Origin of the sequence: Erwinia sp. S43 (assembly GCF_016624745.1) — a bacterium.
GTDB classification, from domain to species: domain Bacteria; phylum Pseudomonadota; class Gammaproteobacteria; order Enterobacterales; family Enterobacteriaceae; genus Erwinia; species Erwinia coffeiphila.
Genome location: NZ_JACVTX010000002.1, coordinates 218,771 through 243,546, shown reverse-complemented (window position 1 = coordinate 243,546; position 24,776 = coordinate 218,771). Strand labels below are relative to the sequence as shown.

25 protein-coding genes are annotated in these 24,776 nt (G+C 54.8%); 13 read left to right on the top strand and 12 right to left on the bottom strand.

The features are described from left to right. Positions 1–65 precede the first annotated feature (65 nt). Positions 66–500, bottom strand: a complete 435-nt coding sequence (locus IBT47_RS03335; protein WP_200559152.1) for a DoxX family protein — start codon at positions 498–500, stop codon at positions 66–68. 382 nt (positions 501–882) lie between these two features. Between IBT47_RS03335 and IBT47_RS03330 the strand changes: the two genes are divergently transcribed. Continuing rightward, positions 883–1,959, top strand: a complete 1,077-nt coding sequence (locus tag IBT47_RS03330) for a nitronate monooxygenase family protein (RefSeq protein WP_200559151.1) — start codon at positions 883–885, stop codon at positions 1,957–1,959. 79 nt (positions 1,960–2,038) lie between these two features. Here IBT47_RS03330 and IBT47_RS03325 read toward each other — a convergent pair whose 3' ends face one another. After that, complete coding sequence (locus tag IBT47_RS03325; RefSeq protein WP_200559150.1) at positions 2,039–2,968, bottom strand: DMT family transporter; 930 nt, start codon at positions 2,966–2,968, stop codon at positions 2,039–2,041. 132 nt (positions 2,969–3,100) lie between these two features. Here IBT47_RS03325 and IBT47_RS03320 point away from each other — a divergent pair, with 132 nt between their 5' ends. Then, complete coding sequence (locus IBT47_RS03320) at positions 3,101–3,589, top strand: Lrp/AsnC family transcriptional regulator (protein ID WP_105591896.1); 489 nt, start codon at positions 3,101–3,103, stop codon at positions 3,587–3,589. 74 nt (positions 3,590–3,663) lie between these two features. Here the strand turns inward: IBT47_RS03320 and IBT47_RS03315 are convergent, their stop codons facing one another. Further along, positions 3,664–4,815, bottom strand: a complete 1,152-nt coding sequence (locus tag IBT47_RS03315; protein ID WP_200559149.1) for an L-dopachrome tautomerase-related protein — start codon at positions 4,813–4,815, stop codon at positions 3,664–3,666. A gap of 10 nt (positions 4,816–4,825) precedes the next feature. Beyond that, entirely contained in the window at positions 4,826–5,323 is a 498-nt protein-coding gene (locus IBT47_RS03310) for a lactoylglutathione lyase family protein (RefSeq protein WP_234471677.1), read from the bottom strand. Positions 5,324–5,416: 93 nt separating this feature from the next. Between IBT47_RS03310 and IBT47_RS03305 the strand changes: the two genes are divergently transcribed. After that, entirely contained in the window at positions 5,417–6,289 is an 873-nt protein-coding gene (locus tag IBT47_RS03305) for a LysR family transcriptional regulator (RefSeq protein WP_200559148.1), read from the top strand. 60 nt (positions 6,290–6,349) lie between these two features. Here the strand turns inward: IBT47_RS03305 and IBT47_RS03300 are convergent, their stop codons facing one another. Then, entirely contained in the window at positions 6,350–7,153 is an 804-nt protein-coding gene (locus IBT47_RS03300) for an IclR family transcriptional regulator (RefSeq protein ID WP_200559147.1), read from the bottom strand. Positions 7,154–7,227: 74 nt separating this feature from the next. Between IBT47_RS03300 and IBT47_RS03295 the strand changes: the two genes are divergently transcribed. The 3 genes from IBT47_RS03295 to attM are packed head-to-tail and all read left to right on the top strand — an operon-like array spanning position 7,228 to position 10,714. Next, the gene (locus tag IBT47_RS03295; RefSeq protein ID WP_370569857.1) at positions 7,228–8,679 is read left to right on the top strand and encodes an NAD-dependent succinate-semialdehyde dehydrogenase; all 1,452 of its coding nucleotides are present in this window, start codon (positions 7,228–7,230) and stop codon (positions 8,677–8,679) included. A 28-nt stretch (positions 8,680–8,707) separates the two neighbouring features. Further along, positions 8,708–9,868, top strand: a complete 1,161-nt coding sequence (locus IBT47_RS03290; RefSeq protein ID WP_200559145.1) for an iron-containing alcohol dehydrogenase — start codon at positions 8,708–8,710, stop codon at positions 9,866–9,868. Positions 9,869–9,922: 54 nt separating this feature from the next. Continuing rightward, positions 9,923–10,714, top strand: coding sequence for an N-acyl homoserine lactonase AttM (gene attM / locus IBT47_RS03285; protein WP_172606559.1), 792 nt, complete (start codon positions 9,923–9,925; stop codon positions 10,712–10,714). A 571-nt stretch (positions 10,715–11,285) separates the two neighbouring features. Here the strand turns inward: attM and IBT47_RS03280 are convergent. After that, positions 11,286–11,840 carry a VOC family protein gene (locus IBT47_RS03280; protein ID WP_105591887.1) on the bottom strand — a complete coding sequence of 185 codons (555 nt, stop codon included), beginning with the start codon at positions 11,838–11,840 and terminating at the stop codon, positions 11,286–11,288. 138 nt (positions 11,841–11,978) lie between these two features. On the opposite strand from IBT47_RS03280, the gene IBT47_RS03275 reads away from it, so the two are divergent. Further along, on the top strand, positions 11,979–12,893 hold the full coding sequence (locus tag IBT47_RS03275) for a LysR family transcriptional regulator (RefSeq protein WP_200559144.1): 915 nt from the start codon (positions 11,979–11,981) through the stop codon (positions 12,891–12,893). A gap of 153 nt (positions 12,894–13,046) precedes the next feature. Further along, positions 13,047–13,811 (top strand): antibiotic biosynthesis monooxygenase, encoded by a 765-nt coding sequence (locus IBT47_RS26950; protein ID WP_234471676.1) that lies wholly within the window; start codon positions 13,047–13,049, stop codon positions 13,809–13,811. 107 nt (positions 13,812–13,918) lie between these two features. On the opposite strand, the gene IBT47_RS03265 is transcribed toward IBT47_RS26950, so the two are convergent. The 3 genes from IBT47_RS03265 to IBT47_RS03255 form a co-directional block, all read right to left on the bottom strand. After that, positions 13,919–15,049 (bottom strand): alpha-hydroxy-acid oxidizing protein, encoded by a 1,131-nt coding sequence (locus tag IBT47_RS03265; RefSeq protein ID WP_200559143.1) that lies wholly within the window; start codon positions 15,047–15,049, stop codon positions 13,919–13,921. Then, positions 15,046–16,641, bottom strand: coding sequence for a benzoylformate decarboxylase (gene mdlC, locus IBT47_RS03260; protein WP_200559142.1), 1,596 nt, complete (start codon positions 16,639–16,641; stop codon positions 15,046–15,048). The genes IBT47_RS03265 and mdlC overlap by 4 nt, the downstream gene beginning before the upstream one ends. 233 nt (positions 16,642–16,874) lie before the next feature. Continuing rightward, positions 16,875–17,537, bottom strand: a complete 663-nt coding sequence (locus tag IBT47_RS03255; protein ID WP_200559141.1) for a GntR family transcriptional regulator — start codon at positions 17,535–17,537, stop codon at positions 16,875–16,877. A gap of 124 nt (positions 17,538–17,661) precedes the next feature. On the opposite strand from IBT47_RS03255, the gene IBT47_RS03250 reads away from it, so the two are divergent. The 5 genes from IBT47_RS03250 to IBT47_RS03230 all read left to right on the top strand — a co-directional run bounded on the left by IBT47_RS03250 (position 17,662) and on the right by IBT47_RS03230 (position 21,795). Then, positions 17,662–18,138: an OsmC family protein gene (locus IBT47_RS03250; RefSeq protein ID WP_200559140.1), complete on the top strand. Its 477-nt coding sequence runs from the start codon at positions 17,662–17,664 to the stop codon at positions 18,136–18,138. 131 nt (positions 18,139–18,269) lie between these two features. Then, positions 18,270–18,710: a VOC family protein gene (locus IBT47_RS03245; RefSeq protein WP_200559139.1), complete on the top strand. Its 441-nt coding sequence runs from the start codon at positions 18,270–18,272 to the stop codon at positions 18,708–18,710. 33 nt (positions 18,711–18,743) lie between these two features. Further along, positions 18,744–19,214 carry a GNAT family N-acetyltransferase gene (locus IBT47_RS03240; protein ID WP_200559372.1) on the top strand — a complete coding sequence of 157 codons (471 nt, stop codon included), beginning with the start codon at positions 18,744–18,746 and terminating at the stop codon, positions 19,212–19,214. Between the two features lie 213 nt (positions 19,215–19,427). Further along, positions 19,428–21,125, top strand: coding sequence for an assimilatory sulfite reductase (NADPH) hemoprotein subunit (cysI, locus tag IBT47_RS03235; protein ID WP_200559138.1), 1,698 nt, complete (start codon positions 19,428–19,430; stop codon positions 21,123–21,125). A gap of 391 nt (positions 21,126–21,516) precedes the next feature. Next, a complete protein-coding gene (locus IBT47_RS03230; RefSeq protein ID WP_200559137.1) occupies positions 21,517–21,795 on the top strand; it encodes a hypothetical protein in 279 nt (92 codons plus the stop codon). Positions 21,796–21,833: 38 nt separating this feature from the next. On the opposite strand, the gene cyoD is transcribed toward IBT47_RS03230, so the two are convergent. The 3 genes from cyoD to cyoB are packed head-to-tail and all read right to left on the bottom strand — an operon-like array spanning position 21,834 to position 24,766. Next, on the bottom strand, positions 21,834–22,169 hold the full coding sequence (gene cyoD / locus IBT47_RS03225; protein WP_200559136.1) for a cytochrome o ubiquinol oxidase subunit IV: 336 nt from the start codon (positions 22,167–22,169) through the stop codon (positions 21,834–21,836). Next, the gene (gene cyoC / locus IBT47_RS03220) at positions 22,170–22,784 is read right to left on the bottom strand and encodes a cytochrome o ubiquinol oxidase subunit III (protein WP_200559135.1); all 615 of its coding nucleotides are present in this window, start codon (positions 22,782–22,784) and stop codon (positions 22,170–22,172) included. A 2-nt stretch (positions 22,785–22,786) separates the two neighbouring features. After that, the gene (gene cyoB / locus IBT47_RS03215; RefSeq protein WP_200559134.1) at positions 22,787–24,766 is read right to left on the bottom strand and encodes a cytochrome o ubiquinol oxidase subunit I; all 1,980 of its coding nucleotides are present in this window, start codon (positions 24,764–24,766) and stop codon (positions 22,787–22,789) included. Between the last annotated feature and the right edge of the window lie 10 nt (positions 24,767–24,776).

Here is a 24,776-nt window from a genome sequence, read left to right as displayed (position 1 = left end):
ATCGCATTTAGCGGGTGCGAAAATGATATCGGGCAGCCTTTGCGTTATGCAGGCTGCCCGTATTTTTAGCGCCAGTTGGGATTGGTTATCACGGAGTATTTACCGCTGCCGAGGAACAGTAAGATAACCGACAGCATCACGTAGAAGACCAGGTCTTCTATCGCCCACGCACCGGTTTCACTCAGCGCCAGCGTATTATCAACGTCTACCAGCCACCATGCGACGATCATCGTACCAATGATGGTCAGCGCCGAGGGGCGGCAGAGGATACCGAGAATAATCAATATCGGCGCAACCACTTCACCCAGATAAACGCCGTAGCCAACAAAGGCAGGAACGCCATGTTCGGCGAGGGTATTTAAAATAAAGCTGATACCGCTGTGGACCTTGTGCCAGCCGTGAAACAATAATAATCCCCCTAAGGTGATCCTTAACAGCAGGGCGGCCAGATCTTTATTGTTCAGGCGGTTGTTAATGTTGGCGAGGATATGTTCAATCATGATTCAGCTCCGGTTTTTATAATTCAACTATAACGGCTAATGCTGTTGTCAATGAGATATCCACCCTGAAAGCGGTTAATGGCATCCACTCCATTAATACCTGGCGACAGAGTTATTACAGAAGGTAAAAGAGAATCGTTTCTGGTAATTAAATTAGTTTAAATTTTTACTCTGTACAATGAGATTTTAAATTCTTTTTTAAAATAGAAAAAATAAACCAACTAATAACAATTGAATTACACATGGTTTATTTGTAATTACCCTTTGTGCATCTTTTTATTCTCATTGCGTCATGATTGACGGGACCGAATGCCGAAATCGATCTTATACTGATGGCTACCGTTTTATGGACCCGTTCCGCAACGCTGTGCAGGATGACCGAATGAATAATCTGCTCTGTAAACGTCTCAACCTCCGTTTTCCACTGATTCAGGCACCGATGGCCGGCGTCTCTACACCCGAACTGGCCGCCGCCGTCAGCAATGCGGGCGCGCTGGGATCGATCGGCGTAGGGGCGTCAACGCCGCAGCAGGCGGAGGCGATGATACGGCAGTCGCTGTCCCTGACCAGCGGCCCGCTTAACGTGAATGTCTTTTGCCATGCTCCGGCACAGCGCGACCCGCAGCAGGAAAGCGCGTGGATTGCGCGTTTTGGTGAGCGCTTCAGCGGGTTTGATGCGGCTCCTCCGGGAGAACTGTCAGAGATCTATCAGACCTTCTGCGGCAATGAAGCAATGCAGGAAGTACTGCTCAATACCCGCCCGGCCGCCGTCAGTTTCCACTTCGGCCTGCCTTCAGAGGACGTTATCCGGCGGCTGAAATCGCAGGACATCGTGACCCTGGCGACGGCGACCAGCCCGGCAGAAGCACGGGTGATTGAAGAGGCGGGCGTCGATTTTATCGTCGCGCAGGGCATTGAGGCCGGGGGCCACCGGGGAATCTTTGATCCGCAGGCGGAAGATCGTCAGCTCAGTACCCTGACGCTGGTACAGGCGATACGTCGTGTATCGCGGCTGCCGGTGATTGCCGCTGGCGGCATTATGGACGGTGCGGGGATCGCAGCGATGATGAAGCTGGGTGTGGCGGGCGTGCAGCTGGGCACTGCCTTTGTGCTCTGCCCGGAATCGGCGGCGAATACGGCTTACCGCCAGCTGATGAAGAGCGAACAGGCCGCCAGCACGGTGATGACGGCGGCGATTTCCGGGCGGCCTGCACGCTGCATTACCAATGACTTTTGCCGCATGACGCAGGATATTCCCGCGCAGGCTATCCCGGCCTATCCGCTGACTTATGCCCTCGGCAAAGCGCTCGCTGCGGCGGCCAGCGCAAAAGGCGATCACGGCTACGGTGCGCAGTGGGCGGGACAGGGTGCGTCGCTTGCCCGCGAACTGCCCGCCACAGAACTGGTCAAGGTGCTGATCGCTGAGTGGCAGGCCGCCGATGATTTGACGGCAGAGTGATGTCAGTGAGAGCGAAGGGGAGATGTGGCGGATTTAACGGGGTGAGAAACAGAGGCCCGTCAGGGCCTCTCAGATAAAATTATTTTTTCACGGCGGCAAAGGTCGTCAGCATCACGCCTGAGAATATTAGCAGCAGCCCGGCGATATACAGCGATGACAGCGTATTGTGCAGGAACACCACGGCGGCCACGGCCCCGATCAGCGGCACGCCGAGGGTGACATTGGACATCGTAAACACGCTGACCCGACGGCCATGCTCGGATGAAATCACAAAGCACAGTGACGTGGCTACCGGACCAATAAACAACAGCAGCCACAGCAGGTTGGCACTGAATTCAATCGTTGCCGGTGAGCCTTCCACGTTCCAGGCGATCATTGCCAACGGCACTGCAGCCAGCAGCATCTGCCATGGGGCCAGCGACAGCGGCGATGAGGCCCAGCGGTGATGGCGCACGTGCACAATTACCAGCGACCAGGATATTGCGCCGATAATCAGCAGCGCGGCACCCATCAGTACTTCAGGGTTATCCCACTGCATTTCCCACGGCGAACAGATCAATCCGATGCCTGCCATCCCGGTCAGCAGCGCAACGAGCTGGAGTTTAGACGGTGCCTGCTTCAGTAACAGCCACGATGTGAGTATCCCCCACAGCGGCGTGGTATATGCCAGCAGCACCGCGTGGCTGGTGTCGGTGTGGCGCATGGCGATCATTCCCAGCCCGGTGAACACCATCATCTGCATAATTCCCACCGAGGCAACGATAGGCAGATCCTGACGCGATGGCAGCCTGAGCTGGCCGCGCAGCGCCACGAAGGCAAACAGGCAGATACCCGCCGATCCGAAACGGATCGCAGCCAGCCACAGCGGCGGCGTCACGTTCAGTGCCAGCTTGGTTGCGGGCCAGCTCAGGCCCCACAGCACCACCATCAGCAGCAGCCATAGCAGGGTAGATCGCCCGGCGTAGCGGGCTGCGTTTTGTTTAAGGGATTCTGACGTGATAACGCTCATTGGGGTTCCTGATAAATCAGCATGATTTCGATAATGCTATGCCGCTTTATCAGGTAAATCCGTGCTATTTTGTTCTTGCTTTGCTGCTTAAAAGAAAAAATCTACGTTTAAATTCACGATTACAGGAAAACTATGCCGCAACAGAAGCCGCAGCTGGATGAAGTCAGTCTGAAAATCCTCGATATCCTGCAAAAACAGGCCGATATCAGTAATGCCGAACTGGCCGATCGGGTCGGGCTTTCGGTGTCTCCCTGCTGGCGGCGGGTGACGGAAATGCGTGAAAAGGGGGTGATCCGCGGATCGGTGATGCTGGTAGATCCGGAAAGTCTCGGGCTTGAGGTGAATGTTTTTGTTCACGTAACCCTGAAGCAGCAGGACAAACAGTCGCTGGAGGAGTTCACCGACACCGTCAGCAACCGCCCTGAAGTGATGGAGTGCTATCTGATGACCGGGGAAGCGGACTATCTGCTGCGGGTCGTGGTGGAAAATCTGAAGAAGTATCAGGTGTTTATTCAGGAGTGTCTGACGCAAATTCGCAGCGTGGCAAGCATTCGCTCCAGCTTTGCCCTGAGCCAGGTGAAGTACACCACGGCGCTGCCGACTCAGCATCTGCTGCGGTAATGATGGGGCAGATGCGAGCGGTTTATGCCGGCCGTATTTCCGACCTGGGGATACCCGGCGAATCTGAACGGCACTCACGCACGGCCATCCACCGCGTCGCCTATGTCTATACCGGCAAATGATTCAGGCAGAGCCACCGAGTAAATCACAAACGGTGTGTCCGGGCTGCTGGCGTCCGGGATCGGCTGTTTTACTGGAATATACAGTTTACGATCGGCGCTGATAAAGGTGCCATCTGGCCGAATAAGTGAAGGGCTGGAGGCGATAACCGCCGTTTTCCCCTCGGGAGACAGCAGGGTAATATTGCCGGTGACGGTTTCCGAAAAATAGACATTACCGCGTGAGTCCATGCAGCAGCCACCGGCGAAATTATTGGCATACACCTGTTCAACGTACTGCTCCAGCAGTGGGTCGGTGAGAGACCGATCCTTCAGCCAGCGCGTTTCGATGCGGTAAAGCGGCCCGGTCGGCGCTGCCCAGTACAGCCATTTGCCGTCTGCGGTGATTTCCAGCAGGTCGCTGTTGGGCGGATGGAAAGTTTTCCCTCCCTTTACGTGCGCCAGAATTGACGGGATTTTCGCCGCCGAAGCTTTCACCACGCTGGCCCCGGACAGACGGCGCAGAGTCCGGCCGCTTTGCATATCGTGAACAATGATCCCACCCAGTCCGGAGTCGGAGAGATACAGCGTTGAACCATGGAAACGCATGTCGTTCATCTGTGCGCCCGCAGGCAGGATCGTCTCGTCAAAACGCAGGATGCGCAGGATTTCCCCGGAACGGGCATCCAGCTGTACCAGCTTTTGTGCGCCCGGTTGTGGAACGGCATCGGCCGCAGAAAACACTCCTGCGCTCAATGACCCCTGATCGACACACCACACCGTATCATCGGCGAAGATATGCACCGAGTTGAGATATACAAAGGCATTCGTGCCATCCTTTCCCGGCTGCCATTCATTCCAGGCGTTACCCGGGAAGGGCTGAAACTTGCCGCTGGCGTCGCGCCGGGCAAGCGACGGTGTGGATTTATCTTTGGCGTAGCGCGGCAGGCCAAGAAACATGACGTTGTCACGTGTCAGTGCCACCTGGTTGGCCATCCACGGCGATCTTGCCGCGACATTGAGCGGTAGCGGTGTGGCTGCCGCTGCCGCAGAGAACCGGGGAAATGCGCTGCTCAGGCTCGCCGCTGCCAGATTGATCAGCAGCGAACGACGGGAAAGTGCGATCATCTTTACCTCATCAGGCGTAGGCACCGGCGGAATAGGTCAGCTCGTAGCTGTGGCTGTAAATCTCAATAATATTGCCGAACGGATCTTCCATATAGACCATGCGATACGGCTTTTCGCCGGGGAAGTATTCGCGTACCGGCATGCGCTGTTTTCCTCCGGCAGCCACGATTTTCTCCGCCAGTCCTTCCACATCCGGATCCTGAATGCAGAAGTGGAAAACGCCGGACTTGCGGAAGTCGAAGTTGTTTTCCGGCTTCACCGTATCCCTGAACTGGAAGATCTCTACACCCACGCGATCGCCGGTGGACAGGTGCGCAATGCGGAAGGAATGCCAGCCCGCGCCGAATACGTCGCTGCACATCACGCCAATTGCGGAGTCGTCTTCGGTAATTTCCGTCGGCGGCATAATCAGATACCAGCCCATCACCTCGGTATAAAATTTAACGGCGGCGTCCAGGTCGGTGACGGACAGGCCGATATGCGAAAAACTGCGTGGGTAAGGGATCATGATATGTCTCGTTGCGGATGGAAAAGCGTAGAGTAAGCGGGCAGGTGTATAATGAAAATATCATCTGACTTATGGTTTTTATAAAATATCGTTATGCTCAATCCGCAATGGCTCCGATCGTTTGCCCTGCTTTGCCAGCAGGAGAGCTTTACCCGCACCGCCGACAGTCTGGGGATCACCCAGGCGGCCGTCAGTCAGCATCTGCGCTATCTGGAAAATCACTATGGCCAGCTGATCGTTCGCAGCCGACGGCGGTTCGATTTGACGCCAGCAGGGATTGCGCTGCTGGAGTTTTGCCGGGAAATGGAAAAAGCCAGCCAGCGGCTGGAGATGCGGCTACAGGAAAATGACGGGGATTGTGGCGATATCAGCCTGATCACCCCCGGCAGCATTGGACTGCGCTGCTACCCGCTGCTGCTGAGTTTGCAGCAGTCGCTGCCCGGTCTGGCTATTCGCCACCGCTTTGCGCCCGATGATGAAGTTCTGTCAGCGGTGCTGGAAAATCGCTACGAGCTGGGTCTGATGACCCGTCAGCCCGACGATTCTCGACTGGTCGCTGAACCCTTTGCCAGAGAGCCGCTGGAGCTGGTTTTTCCGGCGGGGAAAAAAGTGCAGAGCTGGCAGGATCTGGCCGCGCTGGGGTTTATCGACCACCCTGACGGCCAGGCAATGGCGACACGTCTGTTGAGCCGGGTATTCCCCGGGAACCCCGGCGTGCGCTCGCTGCCGTGCCAAGGCTTCAGCAATCAGATTGCCCTGATCCTCAGCCCGGTTGCCCGCGGTCTGGGTTTTACCGTGCTGCCCCGGTTCGCGCGGCTGGCCTTTTCCGGGCAGCACGAAATTGAAGTGATGCCCTGTACCGTGCCGGTGGTGGATACTATCTGGCTGATCCATCGCGCGGAATGGCCGCTTTCGGGGCGGGCGCAGAAGGCGCTGGTGTGGCTGAAAGATCATCTGGAAGGCTGAAGGATAAGAACGACGTGCCGCGATATCCCATGCGTAAAAGTGCCATCCTCATCCGATTGTTTACCCTCCGCGATAGCCGCTTTGCCGCGACAGCGCCATTGCGGCATGGCGGATTTTCTCTCCGAGGCGAGTGGTCATATCCGATCTTGCCTCGCTGCTGAGAAAACTGGTGGCGATCCCCGCCACCACTTTGCCGGTATGATCGTATATTGCCGACCCCACGCAGGTCATTGCTTCGTGGATTTGCCCGTTATCGATTGAGAACCCGCGATCCCGAATGCCGTGGAACTCCGCCTGCAGTTCAGCGAGGTTGCTGACGCTGGATGCAGTCAGCGGCGCGGGAAAGCGATCGGCAAAAATCCGTTCGAGTTCGTCATAATCCAGCTCGCTCAGCAGTACTTTCCCGGTGGCGGTGAAGGGCGCGGGCAGGCGCTTACCGATGCGGAAGCTGTGCCCCAGTGGCTGATCGGTGTTGCGGCAGCTGACGTACACTACCTCATCGCGATCGAGCACGGTCAGGGTGATGGTGTAGCCGTCGAGCTCGCTATCCGCCGCGAAGTAGTCGCGAAACAGCGAAACAAAATCCATCTGTGACAGAAAACCGTCTGCCCAGTGCATCAGATGCGGCCCCAGACGATAAGTGCCTTCCGCCGTTCTCACCAGTAACCCCAGTTCGGTCAGAACGTTAATCTGGCCGTGCGCGGTACTTTTGGGCAGTGCCAGCTGTCGGGTAATGTCCGCCGCTGAGAGCGAACCGCTGGCCGCCGCGACCAGATCCAGGATGGTGACAGCTCTCCGCAGAGCGGGTACCGAATCGACGCTTTTGAGCGGTTGATCGCTTTTTGCACCGGAATTCCCTGACATACTGCACCTCGCATAAAGTTCATAATACAGACTGTAGTTCAATATATTGAACCAATTCGAAAGGAGAAGCTATGATCAAGCTCAAGAATTCAGCACTGCTGCGTGACCGCTGCCTGATTAATGGAGAATGGATTCCCGCCAGCGATGGTCGCGAGATTGAGGTGGATAATCCCGCCAGTGGCAAAATTATTGCCCGGGTGCCCTCGCTGACCGGCAGCGAAGCGGAAAGCGCTATTGCCGCTGCGAAGGCGGCACTACCCGGCTGGAGCCGTCTGGCTGCAAAGGACAGAACCGCCATCCTGCGCCGCTGGTTTACGCTGATTGTTGAGAACGCAGACGATCTGGCCGCGCTGATGACCGCCGAGCAGGGTAAACCGCTGGCGGAAGCAAAGGGCGAAGCGCTGTATGCCGCCTCCTTCGTTGAATGGTTTGCGGAAGAAGCCAAACGTGTTTACGGCGAAACGGTTCCGGCACCCGGCACCGATAAACGCATCATCGTGATGAAGCAGCCGATCGGCGTCTGCGCAGCGATCACCCCGTGGAACTTCCCGGCGGCGATGATTACCCGCAAAGCCGCTCCCGCTCTGGCTGCAGGCTGCACGATGATCGTAAAACCTGCCGAACAGACGCCGCTCACCGCGCTGGCGCTGGGTGTACTGGCCGAGCAGGCAGGTATCCCAGCGGGCGTATTTCAGGTGATCACCGGTGATGCAAAAGAAATTGGCGGAGTACTTACGGCCAGCGACACGGTCAGAAAACTCTCCTTTACCGGCTCGACGGAAGTCGGACGGATTCTGATGGCGCAGTCGGCGCCAACCATTAAAAAACTGTCGCTGGAGCTGGGCGGTAACGCGCCGTTTATCGTCTTTGATGATGCCGATCTGGATGCGGCCGTTGAGGGCGCGCTGGCATCGAAATACCGCAATGCGGGCCAGACCTGCGTCTGCTCCAACCGTATTTACGTTCAGTCCGGTGTTTATGATGCCTTCGCCGAGAAGCTGGTGGCGCGCGTTGCGGCACTGCAAGTCGGGGAAGGTCATCAGCCGGGCGTCACTATCGGACCGTTGATTGACGCCAGCGCCGTTGAAAAAGTGGAAGATCATATCGCTGATGCGCTGGCTAAAGGGGCAAAACTGCTGATTGGCGGGCAACGCCACGCGCTGGGGGCCACTTTTTATCAGCCGACGGTGCTGGCCGAGGCGACCCAGCAGATGAAAATTGCCCGCGAGGAAACCTTTGGGCCGGTTGCGCCGCTCTTCCGTTTTGAAACGGAAGAAGAGGTGATTGCTATGGCCAACGATACCGAATTTGGCCTGGCGGCCTACTTCTATACCGAAAACGTACGCCGCACCTGGCGGGTGGCAGAAGCCCTGGAGTACGGCATGGTGGGCCACAACAGTGGACTGATCTCCAATGAGGTTGCGCCGTTTGGCGGCGTGAAGCAGTCCGGGCTGGGGCGCGAAGGTTCGCACCACGGCATTGATGAGTATCTGGAAATTAAATATCTGTGCTCGGTCATCGCCTGAGCATGCCCGTTACCTGAAAGGAGGAATAATGACTATCAATCCATTTGAGTTCCGCACCGTGCCCTCCATTGAGGTGAAATGGGGAGGTGCACAGGAGCTGGGTACGATCGTTGCGGCACGGTTCAAGGCGCGAAACGCCCTGCTGGTGACCGATGCCGGGCTGATTAAGGCCGGGCTGATTGCGCCGATCGAGGCCTCGCTGAAGGGGGCGGGATTTACTGTGACCCTGTTTGACCAGGTGGTCGCCGATCCGCCTGAGCATATCGTTCACGCCTGTGCCGACGCGGCACGTGGGGCAAATGCCGATATCGTGATTGGTCTTGGCGGCGGATCATCGCTGGATATTGCCAAGCTGGCGGCGATTCTGGTGGAGAGCGAACAGCCGCTGTCGGAAATGTACGGTATCGGTAAAGTGAGCGGTTCGCGCCTGCCGCTGGTGCTGATCCCCACCACCGCCGGGACCGGGTCGGAGGTGACCAATATTTCGATTATCACTACCGGTGAAACCACCAAGATGGGGGTGGTGTCGCCGCAGCTGTACGCTGATTTCGTCCTTTTAGACGCCGAACTGACCGTGGGACTGCCGCAGATCCATACCGCCGCAACGGGTATTGATGCGATGGTGCATGCGATCGAGGCGTATACCAGTAAACACAAAAAGAATCCGCTGTCCGATGCGCTGGCGCGTGAAGCGCTGCGTCTGCTCGGTGCGAATCTGATTGCCGCCTGCCGCGACGGTAAAAATCGTGCGGCGCGCGAGGGGATGCTGCTGGGCGCAACGCTGGCCGGTCAGGCTTTTGCCAACTCGCCTGTTGCCGCCGTTCACGCGCTGGCCTATCCCTTAGGCGGCCACTATCACATTGCGCACGGTCTTTCGAACGCGCTGATGCTTGGCCCGGTGCTGCGCTATAACGCCAGCGCCGCCGCGCCGCTGTATGCCGAACTGGCAGACGTGCTGGGCATTGAGGGCAGCGGCAACGCGGACCAGCGTTCCGCCGCCTTCGTTGAGCATATGCTGACGCTGATGGAAGAGAGCGGAGCACCGCGCCGTCTGCGTGACGTGGGCGTAACCGAAGAGAGCCTTACGCGCCTGGCGGCCGATGCCATGCTGCAAACGCGCCTGCTGACCAACAACCCGGTCGATGTGCAGGAACAAGACGCACTGAATCTGTATCAACAAGCATTCTGACGACCTGACTCAAACGTATCACTGTACCCACTATAAAAAAGAGGCAAGCCCAGTATGAACGATATCCGACTCTATATGCTTCAGTCCGGCACCCTGAAATGCAAAGTGCACAACATTAAAATGAACCAGGGCAGCGGTGCGGATTATGAAATTCCGGTGCCGTTTTTCCTGATCACCCACCCCGATGGTCATACCATTATTGATGGCGGCAACGCCATTGAAGTCGCCACCGATCCTCGCGGCCACTGGGGCGGCATTTGCGACGTGTACTGGCCGGTACTGGCGGAAGATCAGGGCTGTGTCGATCAGATTAAGGCGCTGGGCATCGATCCGGCGGATGTGAAATACGTGGTGCAGTCGCATCTGCATCTTGACCATACCGGCGCAATTGGCCGCTTCCCGAATGCCAAACATATCGTGCAGCGCGTGGAGTATGAGTATGCCTTTACGCCGGACTGGTTTGCCGCCGGTGGCTATATTCGTAAAGACTTCGACAAGCCGGGGCTGAACTGGCAGTTCCTCAATGGAACCGAGGATGATTTTTACGATGTTTACGGCGATGGCACGTTAACCACGATCTTCTCTCCCGGACATGCGCCCGGACACCAGTCATTCCTGGTACGGCTGCCAAACAGCAAGCCTCTGCTGCTGACCATCGATGCCGCCTATACGGTGGATCACTGGGAAGAGAAGGCGCTGCCGGGATTCCTGGCCTCGGCGGTGGATTCCGTTCGCTCTGTGCAAAAGCTGCGTAACGTTGCCGAGCGTAACGATGCCATCGTGGTCACCGGGCACGATCCGGATGCCTGGGCGGGCTTTAAGAAAGCTCCTGAGTATTATTCCTGACAGGCGTTTAGAAAACTCGATAAGTACGGGGTTATCAGCGTTTACTGATAACCCCGAAATATTAAAATGGTAATACAGAGTATTAACACGATAGTGATTATGGGTGGTATTTTCATCGCTCTTGCTCCTTGCATTACTGCGGGTAAGAGGCTACTCTGATGTTCTGTGGACATAGAGGATGCCTCGTTGGTGATTAACATTACCTTCGGGGCTTTCTTCTTTTTATCCCTTACAACCTGTTACCGGCAGTTACCTGAGATAAAAAGCCTCAAGCACCGGGCGGGATTATACTTTAGCGCATGAGTTATTAAATTTCTTTCTGTTCTCTATGCGCGAAATTGTGTACGGTATCGCAAACTATATGTAATTATTATTTGGTATTCATTTATTGGATTGGTATCGCTTTCGGGTTTGTAGTTAAACTTGTTATGCATCCTGTTTATGTGGTTTGGTTATTAATTTAATTCAGCGTTTTCATGGGTGATAATTCAATTAACGCAGGGGTGTTATTATCACCCTTAACCTGTTCACGTTATTATTTCCGATTAGAAACCCAGAAATTAGTAAACCGTTATGCTGTTTTATCCGTCTTAGCCACCAGCTCAATCTGCGATCCCCACGGCGTCAGGAAGTAAAACCACTGAGTGCCATCGGCATTGGTGACGGGTTCATTAAGCGTCTTCAGCCCGGCCTTTTTTAGCGCTTCATAACTCGCTTGAATATCCTGAGTGCGCAGGGCGATATGCGTTGCCGCAGCGTCATCCTCGTGTGGCTGAGCATGATTGATCTCTGCACCGCTGTATTGAAACAGCTCAATGCCGGTGCCGTCCGGCAGTCTGACCATCACAAAGCGTTTTAAGTCGCTGGAAGAACGCCAGTTAAACGCTGTTTTCCACGCGTCAGGAATAGTGCCCGGCGTGATATCAGATTCGAGTTTGCCACCGAAGGTTTTCGAGAAAAACGCCACGGCAGCATTGATATCGGGGACGTTGATCCCGGCATGATCGATACCGCTAATATGGACGACCGGCTGCGGCTCAGCACCGAATGCCGTTGCGGAAAGCGATGCCGCACCCAGTAGCAGTGCCGAGGCGAAGGCGGTTGAGTTAACGCTAAATTTTTTCATCGGTTTGCTCCCGTTTGTTTGTTTAATAGCCTCATCGGGCGGGAAGTTCTGCGACGGTCTGTCGCGATGAAAGAAGCATATCGACGCGCCGACATTTTCAAAATAGAATGATTTGAAACCCATCATTGCAAAAATGAAATGAGTAAACTTCCCGATTTTGAAGGGCTGGCGATGTTTGCCAAAGTGGCTGAGGAGGGTTCCTTCGCAGCGGCGGCCAGAGTTATGGGCGTTTCCGTTCCCACCGTTTCCCGTGCGGTAGCGCGTCTTGAAGAGCGGCTGGGCGGAAGGCTGTTCAACCGCACGTCCCGCCAGCTGGCGCTGACGGAGTTTGGGCAGAGTATGGCGGCGAAAGCGGCAGAAATTTATCGCCAGGCGGAGGAAGTGGAGAGTGAAGCCCACGAACTCTCGGTTCAGCCGCGTGGGCAGGTCAGGTTGGCGATCCCGATGTCATTTGGGCTGCGCTGGGTGGCTCCGCTGATGCCTGAAATTATTCGCCAGTTCCCCGAACTGAATGTCGATCTGCATTTGTCCGATGCCTCAGTGGATTTAATTGCCGAAGGTTTTGACGCCGCACTGCGTATTGCCGCGCTGCCGGATTCTTCACTGGTGGCCCGTCGCTTGTGCCCGGTGACTCAGTATCTGGTTGCCTCACCGGCCTATCTGGCGCAGCACGGCACTCCTCTGCATCCACGCGAACTGAGCAGCAGACAGTGTTTCAGTTACGCCTACCGCGCACGCAGCCAGGTCTGGCGTTTCAGCCACAGCTCAGGTTCGCAGGAGGATATTGTGCCGAACGGACCGCTGCGGGTAACGAACTCGGATGCGCTGCTACCGCCATTACTGGAAGGGTTAGGTATTGCAGAACTGCCGGAGTTCATTGCCGCAGAGTATCTGCGCGACGGGCGGCTTGTCCATTTGCTGGATGAATGGTCGATGACTCAGGGCGGCTTGTATTTTGTGACCCCCACCGCGCGCAGTCGTCCGCTTAAAGTCAGGGTGCTGTCGGACTTTTTTGCGCGCCACCTTGCCGATCCCGCCTGGCGCTGGCCCTGACAGGCGAGGCATTTGATTGACCGCAATCGTGCCTGTGTTTTCAATTTTGAAACGATAGCTTTCATTCATTGCTGTTTTCAGCGCTTCTGAAGTTTTTTATTGTTACCCCACGCCACCGAAAACGGGGCATTCACTTAATACTTCAGGAGCAACATGATGAAAACCGCTATTCAGTTACTGCAAAACTATCTCGATGTTATTCAGAATCCGCAGGCTGCCGCCGCACTGTTTGCCGAAGATGGCGTTCTTGAGCTGCCTTACCTGCAGACGCTGGGTTTACCGCACCGCGTGCAGGGCCGCGAAGAGATCCAGGCCTTTATCGCCGGGTTGTTGAAAAAGGTGCCGGATTTCCGCTTCCGCAACATCCGGTTCCTGATCGATACGCCTGCTCAGGCGTTTGCCGAATACAGCGTTGAGGCGGAGGTTCCCGCTACCGGCCAGATCTATAAGCAAACCTATGCCGGGCGTCTGGTGGCAGAAAAGGGGCAGATTACTCTGCTGAGAGAGTCAATGGATACGCTGGCCGCGCAGCGGGCCTTTACTGACGGGCGTATTTCCACCGCTGGCGATCACGATAAAACCCAGCCAACGGCGATCGTTGTCAGCGCTTATTACCGCGTGCATCCTGAAGACCGCCAGACATTTATCGACGCGGTAAAACCGGAAATGCAGGCCGCGCAGCAGCTTCCCGGCTGTGTGTTCTATGCTTTCTCACAGGACCTGGTCAATCCCGATGCCTTCCATCTTTCTGAAGGTTGGGCAGATATTGACGCTTATGAACGTCATGAACATTCTGCGACCTTTTTACAGGCGTTATCTACCGTGGTGAAAGAAGTCCGTATCCTGCATCGTGAAGGCGTTCGTTATGATGTGGCAAAACAACATATTGACGATCCGCGCGGAAAAGTGACGGACTGAACCGAAATCGAACTCTCTAACAGACCGGTGAAGATGATAAACGGCCGGCCGGGAAAGCTCCCGGCAGGCTGTCCGGCAATATGATTGCATCATCCCTGGTCATCAGTTCAGGACATTCGCTGAAGATATGCCGCTGACAAATCGTCTACGGCAGGGCAGCCAATCTGTGCCAGGTTACAGTCCACTTCACTCTTCAGCAGCGCAATAACCTCATCAACGCCCCGCAGCCCCCGCGCTGCCAGCCCGTAAAGGGTTGCCCTGCCCAGTAACACCATATCTGCACCCAGACACAGCGCTTTAACGATATCCGAACCCCGTCGGAATCCACTGTCTGCCAGTACCGGGCTGTCGATGCGCGCGGCCACTTCGGCCAGCGTTTCTAGTGGGGAAAGATTGCCGTCCAGCTGGCGTCCACCGTGGTTGGACAGGATCACCCCGTCTGCGCCGCAGGCCACGCACAGCTCAGCATCCTCTGGACGGATAATGCCTTTGACCAGCAGCTTGTGTGGCCACATTTCGCGAATGCGTTTCAGGCTGTTCGGGTTAAAACCGGCGTCCATCTGGCGGCTCATCACCGCTGCCTGCGCTTCCAGACTGCCGCTTTCGGCGCTGACAAAATTCGCCAACTGCGGCATGCCGTTTTGCAGGAAACGCATTGACCATGCTGGGTGACAACAGCCTGACATCAGTAGCGAAGGCGTAATCTTCAGCGGCAGGCTGAACTGATTGCGCCTGTCGCGTTCGCGGTTACCGTTAACGCCAACATCCACCGTGACGATAAGCGTGGTATAGCCCGCGTTCAGCGCGCGCATCACCAGCTGCTCCGCCAGTTGCTGTTGAACAACATAGAGCTGGAACCATTTTTCACCCTCGGCGCAGCGGGCGACGTCTTCAATCGACGCATTGGAGGCGGTTGAAAGAATAAACGGAATATTGGCGCTTGCGGCAGCCTTAGCCAGTTTTATATCGCCACCGGGCCAGAGTGCGCCGTTAAATCCCGTGGGCGCAATAGCAAAAGGCGCACTCCAGTTTTTCCCGAACAGGTGCGTGGAAATATTACGTTCGCTGACATCCACCAGTCGGTGGGGCGTAAAGCGCCACTGGTCAAACACGTCGCGATTGTGCACCAGACCTTTTTCATCCTCGGCACCCCCTTCAAGGAAATCAAAAATGATTCGCGGCAGCGTTTTGGCTGCCAGCCGCCGGTAATCTTCAACGTTGACCAGCTTGCCCTTCATTGCTTCTCTCCCTGTTCTGTCCAGCAGGTTTCTACCTCAATTAATGCCGGTTTACCCGAGGCGCGAGCCCTGCTGACGGCATCGCTGATTTGTTCCGGCGTGTTGGCCCGGAAGGCCTGGACACCGTAACCTTCTGCCAGCTGTGAAAAATGGATATCCGGCAGGTTCAGGCCGGGAATATCGGTGGCATTCAGCACGTCGGCGAACCATCTCAACGCGCCGTAAGTGCCATTTTTCATCACGATAAAGATCACCGGGATGGCATAGTGCGCGGCGGTCCATAGCGCCTGAATGCTGTAGTTCGCCGAACCATCACCCACCACCACAAACACCTGTCGATCGGGGCTTGCCAGTTGAATACCAACACCGGCAGGCATGGCAAATCCCAGCCCGCCGGCCGCTGCGAGGTAGTAGCTGCCCTGAGTGGCGATATTGATACACTGCCAGAGCGCCGGAATGGTTGAGGTCGATTCATTGACGAAGATGGAATTTGCCGGGGCGACGCTGTTTAATATATCGAAGACGGACTCTGCTTTGAGCGGACGGGAGGCCGCGACGGGTAACGGTGCAGGCAGTGCATCGGGCATGGCTTTAGCGCGGTCGGCAACGTGACCTGCAAGCTGGCTTAGAATGGGATGGATATCGCTAATCCAGGCATCGCCCACCGGCGCGCGAGCGGCTTCCTGCTGGTCGCAGGAGATCAGGATCAGTTCAGATCCCTCAGGCAGAAAAGGCCCTGCCTCAAACTGGTGATAGCGAAACACCGGCGCGCCGATAACGAGAATTAAATCGTGACCGGACAGCAAACGGCCGATGGAGGCAATTCCGGCAGGCAACATTCCTCTGAAACAGGCGTGGCGCGTTGGAAACGCGCAGCGCGGCGAAGAGGGTGCGGCCCAAACCGGGCACTTCAGCTTTTCTGCCAGTTCGACAGCGTGATTGTTCGCCCGCGCGGCATCGACATCGGCTCCCAGCACCAGCACCGGATTTGTTGCCGTATTGATGCGTTGAACCAGTTCCGCCAGTTCGTCACTGCTTAAAGAACGTGCGTTTTTGACCCGTCGGTTCAGCAGGCTGGCGGATGATTCATCGGCGCGCTTATCCCAGTCGTCATACGGGATGGAAAGATACACCGGTCCGGGTGCTTCAGAGGTGGCGGTATGAATAGCGCGGCTGAAGGCATGAGGTACTTCCTGCGCGGATGCCGGTTCGCGGCTCCATTTGACCAGCGGTTTTGGTAGCGTTGTCGCATCGGTATTGGTCAGCAGCGGCTCCAGTGCGACCATGGCGCGGTTTTGCTGACCGGCGGTAATAATCAGCGGTGAGTGACCGTTGCAGGCGTTGGCCAGTGCCCCCATCGCGTTCCCGGTACCTGCTGCAGAATGGAGGTTGACCAGCGCGGGTTTACCGGATGCCTGGGCAAAGCCATCTGCCATGCCCAGGGCAACGCCTTCGTGCAGGGCCAGTACGTATTCAAAATCTTTGGGGAAATTTTTCAGGAAGGGCAGCTCGTTGGAACCCGGATTGCCGAACACTTTATTGATGCCGTTGCGGCGCAGTAATTCGTAAGTCACATTACGTACAGTCTTCATCGTAGCGTCTCCCTTAACGATGGTGATCCGTCATGATCCTCAACGTCAGTCTTTAACCCTGCGTTGAGTGCGGATCCAGCGTATACCAGGAGGCCATCGGCCTTTTTGTGAAAACGCGACAAATGCCTGTAACTGAAACACTTTGTTAATATTTGGTTTTGCTTTGTGGGGAGGCGGCGCTATCGCATGAGCCTGCTTCAACCGTTTTCAAAGAACCCGTTCAGACTCTTCTTTCAAGATGATGATTTACGCTCAGCAGAGCGAGCCACGGCATCCAGAACGATTTTCCCGGCTGACAGGATATGCTCAATGGTCATTTCACGCGCTTTCTCCGCATCGCCGCTCCGGCAGGCGTCAAGAATAGCGGCGTGTTCATCTTGAAACATCGGTGTATCGGCAAGCAGCTTCCGCTGCAGGTGTTCATAGCGCTCTATCTGGTTGCGCAGTTCAGCAATCAGCAGCAGCTGGCGTGGATTACCGCAGGCAGCATAGAGAATGTTATGGAACTCCAGATTCAGCGCCCCTTGCTTTTCTGTATCGTTTGCACCACCCAAAAGATGGTGGACAAGCTCGGCTCGCGCCAGGGATTCGGCATCGAAATCAGGTACGCTGTAGAAAATTGCATCGCCTTCCAGTAGCGCTCGCAGGTGGTAAATATGGCGAATATCATCGGCTGAAAGCGTTCTGACTACCGCCCCGCGATTAAGATAGAGATCCACGAGCCCTTCCTGTTCCAGCAGCCGGATGGCTTCCCGCATCGGAACGCGGCTGACTGAAAACTGGCTGGCGAGGTCGCGTTCCACCAGTCTGGTGCCTTCTGTCAGCGTACCGTTGTTAATCATCGCCCTTAGACGATCGGCCAGAAGACTGGCCGTGGATTGCGTTTTAAGTGTCATAAACATCCCCTGTTGATTTTGGTTTAATGGTATACCATTATGATATTCTCAACCAGAGCGGGGTAAGCAGCACGCTGTCTCTGGGGCAATAAACAACGGGAAATTCCAGACAGGAGAAATCATCATGGCGCAGCGCGAGCATCACTATCGTGTAAATATCGAATGGGTGGGTAACAAAGGGCAGGGTACGGAATCCTATAAAGCGTACAGCCGTGACTTTACGATTTCAGCATTAAATAAAGCTGAGATAAGCGGTTCGTCCGACCCGGCTTTTCTCGGTGACAAATCGCGCTGGAATCCGGAAGACCTGCTGCTTGCATCGGTATCGGCCTGCCATAAGCTGTGGTATTTGCATCTTTGCGCAGAAGCGGGGATCAGCGTGTGTGCCTATCTGGATCGTGCAGAAGGCTCGATGATTGATGGCGATCGCGGGCATTTTACCCGCATCACATTACGCCCTGAAATTGTGATTCGCGAAGGTGATGACATCCAGCTGGCGACAGACCTTCATCATCAGGCCCATGAACAGTGCTTTATCGCTAACTCTCTTAATTTCCCCATCGAGTGTCAGCCTGTAATTTCAACTTCATCAGAGGGATAATCGATTTTACTCAATCGTCGGCGTACCGTTGGCTGTTGGTCCTGGGAATATTGTTCTACTCGTTCACGTAATCTTGCTAAGTTATCGACATCAGAATGTACTGATGTCGCTAACATGAAAAGGGAAGCACCATGACGCAGGATTTAGCAGGAGTTGATGTTCTCTTCGTTGCCGGTTTTGGCCCGGTCACGCGCAGCACCGAAGCCAGCGCTGCATTTTATCGCGACGCTTTCGGTTTACCGCTAAAGGCGATGGAAGGAAATGAAGATTATCTGCTGAGCGAGCACGATGCGCTGGGTGGGGTAAAACATTTCGCCCTGTGGCCGCTGGCGCAGGCCGCATTGTCCTGCTTCGGCAGCGAGCGGTGGCCATCTGACCTGCCTGAACCACAGGGATGGATCGAATTCGAAGTGCGTGATATCCAGGCGGCGACCCGCACGCTGGAGGCAGCAGGCTATCGTTTGCTGGTGGCACAGCGCGAAGAGCCATGGGGCCAGACGGTGACGCGCCTGCTCAGCCCGGAAGGCCTGCTGACGGGCGTGACCTTTACACCCTGGCTACGCGACGCGTAATGAACGGCAGGAAATCAAACTGAGAGGTCAATGATGAATATCAGAAAGGCATTACCGTCTGAAGCTGAAGTGTGCTGGGATGTACGCAATCAGGCGATACGCCACGGATGCCGGGAATGTTACGACGCGGAGGTTATCCATGCCTGGACACCGGAAGCGATGCCGGAGGGATATCGTCGGGCGATTACCCATCATCCCTTCTTCGTGGCAACAGACGCGGATAATCAACCGGTTGCGACCGGATTTCTCGATCTGTCGTCCGGCAGCGTTGAAGCTATCTTCACCCTGCCTTCTTTTACCGGCAGGGGGCTGGCTGGGAGTATCCTGGAGGCTATCAAACAGGAAGCACGGCAGCGCGGCTACAGTTCGCTGACGCTTTCTGCCACGCCGAATGCCCGGTCGTTTTATGAAAAGCACGGATTTATCTTTATCACTGAGAATCTGTACCCTTCTGAACTTGCCGGTGCGTCGCTTCGCTGTAGTGATATGCGAATTGATCTATAACCTTTCCCACACTGATATTTCAAATTGATATAATAATAAGTCGACCTTTCATGGCTGGCTTATTATTTGTTTAATTGATAGATGTAATAAATAAAAGCGGTTAATAAATCAGGGTTAACTGTTATAGCTCGCTAAATTGTTTCTGTGCATTGTTACAGTCAGTATTCAGTGATTAACTTTCTGCTCATTATGATAAAGAGTGGTAAGTCTATTATGAGCGATGAAAAACTTTCTGATAACGAACGATTAAAAGGCGATAGCGCATTACTTCGCGGCACCATCACCAGCGATCTGGATGATAATATTACCGGTGGCTTTAGCGGCGATAATTTTCAGCTGATACGTTTTCACGGGATGTACCAACAGGACGATCGCGATATCCGCCAGGATCGTATTGCGCAAAAGCTTGAGCCGCTGCATACCGTGATGCTCAGGATAAGACTGCCGGGTGGAATAATTACCCCGCAGCAGTGGCTGGGTATCGATGAGTTTGCGCGCGATAATACATTATATGGCAGCATTCGTATTACCAACCGGCAGACGGTACAGTTTCACGGCGTATTAAAACATAATATTAAACCGGTTCATCAGCTACTTCACCGGCTGGGGCTGGATTCCAGGGCCACCGCCGGTGACGTCAACCGCAATGTGTTATGCACGGCCAATCCTGTTGAGTCGAATTTACATATTGAAGCTTACGAATGGGCGAAAAAGATTTCCGAACATCTGTTACCCCGCACCAATGCCTACGCCGAAGTCTGGCTGGATAAAGAAAAGGTGTCGCTGAATGAAGAAAAGGAACCTATTCTCGGCACCACCTATCTGCCGCGAAAATTTAAAACCGCGGTGGTTATCCCGCCACAGAATGATGTGGATCTTCACGCCAACGATCTGAACTTTATTGCCATCGGTGAGAATGGAAAGCTGACCGGTTTCAATGTGCTGGTCGGTGGCGGTCTGGCCATGACCCAGGGCGATGTTTCCACCTGGCCACGCCTTGCATCGGAATTTGGTTTTATCCCGCTGGCAGAAACGTTGCAAATTGCCGAAGCGGTGGTTGCGGTGCAGCGTGACTGGGGCAACCGAAGCAACCGGCGCAATGCCAAAACCAAATACACCCTGGAGCGTGTGGGCGTTGAAGTGTTTAAAACCGAGGTGGAAAAGCGAGCGGGGGTCAGCTTCCTGCCGGTCAAACCCTATCAGCTTACCGGGCGCGGGGATCGCATCGGCTGGGTAGAGGGTGTGGACGGGCAGTGGCATTTAACGCTGTTTATTCCCAGCGGGCGGCTGATTGATAAACCCGGCTATCCGTTTAAAAGCGGCGTTGCGGAAATCGCGAAAATTCATCAGGGTGACTTCCGCCTGACGGCGAATCAAAACCTCATCGTGGCGGGCGTCAGTGAGGAGAATAAGCAGCAGATTGATGCCATTGCCCGCCAGCACGGCCTGATCGACGATACGGTCACCAGCCTGGAAAAAAATTCCATGGCCTGCGTATCGTTCCCCACCTGTCCGCTGGCGATGGCCGAGGCCGAACGCGTACTGCCTGATTTTGTGAAAAGCCTCGAACAGTCACTGGATCGCCATGGGCTTAGTGACGAATCGATTGTGTTCCGCATCACCGGCTGCCCGAACGGCTGCGGCCGCGCCATGCTGGCGGAAATGGGGCTGGTGGGCAGAGCGCCCGATCGCTACAGCCTGTATATTGGCGGCAACCGGCAGGGCACGCGCATACCACGGCTTTATCGCGACAATTTCAGCAGCGCTGAATTGATAGAGATGATGGATGAGCTGATCGCCCGCTGGTCTGAAGGACGGGAGGAGAATGAAGGTTTCGGTGACTTTGTTATCCGCAGCCAAATCGTTGCCCCGGTGATGGATTCCGCCAGAGATTTCCATGCCGTCAGCTAAGGGTGGAACATCATACATCGGTTACAATACTCAAGATTATATGCAATCGGTTTATATTGCCGCAGTTTTATTCCTTATTAAGGGATAAGAAAAAAGCTATGCAGAGGGATTTTTAATTTTCCACATAAAGCGTAATAAACGTCATAATTGTAGTGGTAATCATTATTATAAATAGAGGTGGTTATTAACAATAACAGTCAGTGAAATAAAAACTATAACAGTTTTATTTATATATTTAACTTTACCTGGTCTGATGTGGGGTGTAGTATTTATTTCGACAAGGGAGGTGTTGTTGTTTAAGTGTGTGATCCTCCTATTCATACGCCCGCCCCGTTTTGGGGTCGGGCTTTTTTTGTTATTTCAATGCGGGTTGAATTAAGCGGAGTCAGTTATGGAATTAAAGAGGGTGAATAAAAAAGAACGCGGTAAAGGTGGATGTTTAATGCTGATGCTGGCGGCCTGCATTTTTATCGCGGCGGTATATGGTGTGATGATCCTCTGCATGACTATGCAGGATAAATCATCCGCAAAGGAAAATTCGTTAAAGCAGATTGATGCCTGCAATCAGACAGAGCGAGAAGGTAAAGATAAAATAAGAGATTACTTCGATAACGAATCCTGCACCGAACTGATTAAACAGCACGCGGCGAAATTTAAAAATGAACACTGAAAAATGGCCTGTTGAATAGAAACAACAGGCCATTTTTATTATCGGTTAATCATCATGTGGTAATGCATACTCCAGATGATCCAGATTGACAGCCCGATAATGATTAACAGAATCAGCAGGGTGAAAACAAAGCTTGCCAGATTCCAGCCGTCCTCGGTCTTACGATTTAAATGCAGGAAATAAACCAGCTGTACTAGCAGCTGCGCCACCGCCGTGACCACAAAAAGGGTGATGGTGACCCAGCGCGGGCCAACCGGATACATCACCAGCATAAAAGGGATCAGCGTGAGCACTACGCAGAGCACAAAGCCGGTGATATAGCTTTTATAGCTGCCGCTATCGTGGCTGTCGGAATGTAAAACCGCCTTGCTCATTTAATAGACCCCCAGCAGATAAACAACGGTGAACACGCAGATCCAGACCAGGTCGAGGAAGTGCCAGAACAGGCTCAGGCACTCCAGCCGCAGGGTGGTTTTGCCACCCAGCCCCCGGGTCATAATCTGATGGATCATAATACCCATCCAGATCAGACCAATGCTGACGTGCAGGCCGTGGGTGGCCACCAGAGTAAAGAACGCCGACAGCCAGGCACTGCGATCGGGACCGGCATTGTTCTCAATCAGATGGTGGAACTCGTTGATCTCCATTCCGACAAAGGCGAGGCCGAACAGAAAGGTCACTGCCAGCCAGAACAGCACCTGATTCTTTTTCCCCTGGCGCAGCGCGAGCATCACGAAGCCACAGGTGATGCTCGACAGCAGCAGCATAAAGGTTTCGGTGAGCACGTAGGGGATCTCAAAGATGTCCTTCGGCGTTGGCCCACCGGCAAAGGCATCGCTTAACACCGCGTAGGTGGCGAAAAAGCTGCCGAACAGAATGCAGTCGGACATCAGATAAATCCACAGACCCAGCTTGGTGCCGTGATCGTGATGCTCGTGGTCATGCTCTGCCTGATGATGCAGAGCCGGAGTGAGTGTGTGACTACTCATAGTTAAGCCTTTTCCGTAACTGAATGAATGCGCTGGTTTTCGATCTTTTCAATCTCTTCCGCCGTGACGGTGTACTCAATGTCCTGGTCGTAGACGCGCAAAAAGACGCCGGCGGCCATACCAAATACGCAGAAGATCGCCAGCCACCAGATATGCCAGATCAGCGCGAAGCCAAGCAGCGTGCCGATCATCGACACCACAAACGGCGAAGCGGAATTGCGCGGCATCTGGAATGCATCGTATTTAGCCGGTTTTGGCGGCAGTCCTTTTTTCTTCGCTTCGTGCCAGTAGTCGAGGCTGTCGACATGGGGAACGACGGCAAAGTTATAGAACGCCGGTGGTGATGCGGTGGCCCACTCCAGCGTGCGGCCGTCCCACGGATCTTCCGCGCAGGGTTGCTGCCGCTGTTTATAGTGGTCGCGGACGCTGACGTAGATCTGCGCAAGGAAGAAAAGAATGCCGAACAGGATAAAGAAGGCACCGACTTCCGCGATCTTCAGATAGGGTCCCCAGTCCGGGTTAGTGTAGTGGTTCAGGCGGCGGGTCATCCCCATAAAGCCGAGGATATACATCGGGATAAAGGCCAGATAGAAGCCGATAATCCAGCACCAGAACGAGTAGCGACCCAGTTTTTCATTCAGCTGAATGCCGAAGACTTTCGGGAACCAGAAGCCGAAGCCTGCGAAGTAGCCGAACAGCGCGCCGCCAATAATCACGTTATGGAAGTGAGCCACGAGGAACAGACTGTTGTGCAGCAGGAAGTCCGCGCCGGGGATGGCTAACAGCACGCCGGTCATGCCGCCGACGGTAAAGGTGACCAGTGAACCCAGTATCCACAGCATCGGCGTGGTAAAGACCAGATTGCCGCGATACATGGTAAACAGCCAGGTGAAGATCTTCACCCCGGTCGGGATGGCGATAATCATGGTCATAATGCCGAAGAAGGCGTTAACGCTGGCACCGGAGCCCATGGTGAAGAAATGGTGCAGCCAGACGATAAACGACAGAATGCCGATCGCCACCGTGGCGCTGACCATAGAGGTGTAGCCGAACAGTTTTTTGCGCGCAAAAGTAGGAGTGACTTCCGAGAACACGCCAAAGGCGGGCAGCACCAGAATGTACACTTCCGGATGGCCCCAGGCCCAGATCAGGTTCACGTACATCATCGCATTCCCACCCAGTTCATTGGTGAAGAAATGCATATCCAGATAGCGGTCCAGCGTCAGCATCGCCAGCGCCGCCGTCAGGATCGGGAACGCGGCAACGATAATCGCGCAGGTCACCAGGGTGGTCCAGGTGAATACCGGCATGGTCATCAGCTTCATGCCCGGCGCACGCATTTTCAGGATGGTGACAAACAGATTCACCCCGGTCAGCAGCGTACCCAGCCCCGAGAGTTGCAGGCTCCAGATATAGTAATCGACCCCCACCCCGGGGCTGAACTTGATCCCCGATAGCGGCGGATAGGCCACCCAACCGGTCTGGGCGAATTCGCCGACGCCGAGTGACAGGTTGACCAGAATCACCCCGCCGACAAACAGCCAGAAGCTGAGCGCGTTAAGCCAGGGGAACGACACATCGCGCGCGCCAATCTGCAGCGGCATGATGATGTTCATCAGCCCGGTAATAAACGGCGTGGCGACGAAGAAGATCATAATCACCCCGTGAGCGGTGAAGATCTGATCGTAGTGATGGGGCGGCAGGAAACCTTCGCTGCCGCCACCGGCCACTGCCAGCTGAGTACGCATCATAATCGCATCCGCAAAACCACGGATCAGCATAATCAGCGCCACGAAAATATACATAATGCCGATGCGTTTATGGTCAACGGTGGTCAGCCAGTCGTTCCACAGCACGGTCCATTTTTTAAACCAGGTAATCCCGGCCACCACCGCCAGGCCGCCCAGAATAATGGCGGCCACCGTCACCATGACGATGGGCTCGTGATAGGGGATTGCATCAAGTGTTAATTTGCCAAACATCGCTTGCTCC

What these genes read in the sequence shown, in the direction of transcription:
- IBT47_RS03335 (WP_200559152.1), bottom strand. Translation starts at nt 500, where the DNA reads ATGATTGAACATATCCTCGCCAACATTAACAACCGCCTGAACAATAAA.
- IBT47_RS03330 (WP_200559151.1), top strand. Translation starts at nt 883, where the DNA reads ATGAATAATCTGCTCTGTAAACGTCTCAACCTCCGTTTTCCACTGATT.
- IBT47_RS03325 (WP_200559150.1), bottom strand. Translation starts at nt 2,968, where the DNA reads ATGAGCGTTATCACGTCAGAATCCCTTAAACAAAACGCAGCCCGCTAC.
- IBT47_RS03320 (WP_105591896.1), top strand. Translation starts at nt 3,101, where the DNA reads ATGCCGCAACAGAAGCCGCAGCTGGATGAAGTCAGTCTGAAAATCCTC.
- IBT47_RS03315 (WP_200559149.1), bottom strand. Translation starts at nt 4,815, where the DNA reads ATGATCGCACTTTCCCGTCGTTCGCTGCTGATCAATCTGGCAGCGGCG.
- IBT47_RS03310 (WP_234471677.1), bottom strand. Translation starts at nt 5,323, where the DNA reads ATGATCCCTTACCCACGCAGTTTTTCGCATATCGGCCTGTCCGTCACC.
- IBT47_RS03305 (WP_200559148.1), top strand. Translation starts at nt 5,417, where the DNA reads ATGCTCAATCCGCAATGGCTCCGATCGTTTGCCCTGCTTTGCCAGCAG.
- IBT47_RS03300 (WP_200559147.1), bottom strand. Translation starts at nt 7,153, where the DNA reads ATGTCAGGGAATTCCGGTGCAAAAAGCGATCAACCGCTCAAAAGCGTC.
- IBT47_RS03290 (WP_200559145.1), top strand. Translation starts at nt 8,708, where the DNA reads ATGACTATCAATCCATTTGAGTTCCGCACCGTGCCCTCCATTGAGGTG.
- attM (WP_172606559.1), top strand. Translation starts at nt 9,923, where the DNA reads ATGAACGATATCCGACTCTATATGCTTCAGTCCGGCACCCTGAAATGC.
- IBT47_RS03280 (WP_105591887.1), bottom strand. Translation starts at nt 11,840, where the DNA reads ATGAAAAAATTTAGCGTTAACTCAACCGCCTTCGCCTCGGCACTGCTA.
- IBT47_RS03275 (WP_200559144.1), top strand. Translation starts at nt 11,979, where the DNA reads ATGAGTAAACTTCCCGATTTTGAAGGGCTGGCGATGTTTGCCAAAGTG.
- IBT47_RS26950 (WP_234471676.1), top strand. Translation starts at nt 13,047, where the DNA reads ATGATGAAAACCGCTATTCAGTTACTGCAAAACTATCTCGATGTTATT.
- IBT47_RS03265 (WP_200559143.1), bottom strand. Translation starts at nt 15,049, where the DNA reads ATGAAGGGCAAGCTGGTCAACGTTGAAGATTACCGGCGGCTGGCAGCC.
- mdlC (WP_200559142.1), bottom strand. Translation starts at nt 16,641, where the DNA reads ATGAAGACTGTACGTAATGTGACTTACGAATTACTGCGCCGCAACGGC.
- IBT47_RS03255 (WP_200559141.1), bottom strand. Translation starts at nt 17,537, where the DNA reads ATGACACTTAAAACGCAATCCACGGCCAGTCTTCTGGCCGATCGTCTA.
- IBT47_RS03250 (WP_200559140.1), top strand. Translation starts at nt 17,662, where the DNA reads ATGGCGCAGCGCGAGCATCACTATCGTGTAAATATCGAATGGGTGGGT.
- IBT47_RS03245 (WP_200559139.1), top strand. Translation starts at nt 18,270, where the DNA reads ATGACGCAGGATTTAGCAGGAGTTGATGTTCTCTTCGTTGCCGGTTTT.
- IBT47_RS03240 (WP_200559372.1), top strand. Translation starts at nt 18,744, where the DNA reads ATGAATATCAGAAAGGCATTACCGTCTGAAGCTGAAGTGTGCTGGGAT.
- cysI (WP_200559138.1), top strand. Translation starts at nt 19,428, where the DNA reads ATGAGCGATGAAAAACTTTCTGATAACGAACGATTAAAAGGCGATAGC.
- IBT47_RS03230 (WP_200559137.1), top strand. Translation starts at nt 21,517, where the DNA reads ATGGAATTAAAGAGGGTGAATAAAAAAGAACGCGGTAAAGGTGGATGT.
- cyoD (WP_200559136.1), bottom strand. Translation starts at nt 22,169, where the DNA reads ATGAGCAAGGCGGTTTTACATTCCGACAGCCACGATAGCGGCAGCTAT.
- cyoC (WP_200559135.1), bottom strand. Translation starts at nt 22,784, where the DNA reads ATGAGTAGTCACACACTCACTCCGGCTCTGCATCATCAGGCAGAGCAT.
- cyoB (WP_200559134.1), bottom strand. Translation starts at nt 24,766, where the DNA reads ATGTTTGGCAAATTAACACTTGATGCAATCCCCTATCACGAGCCCATC.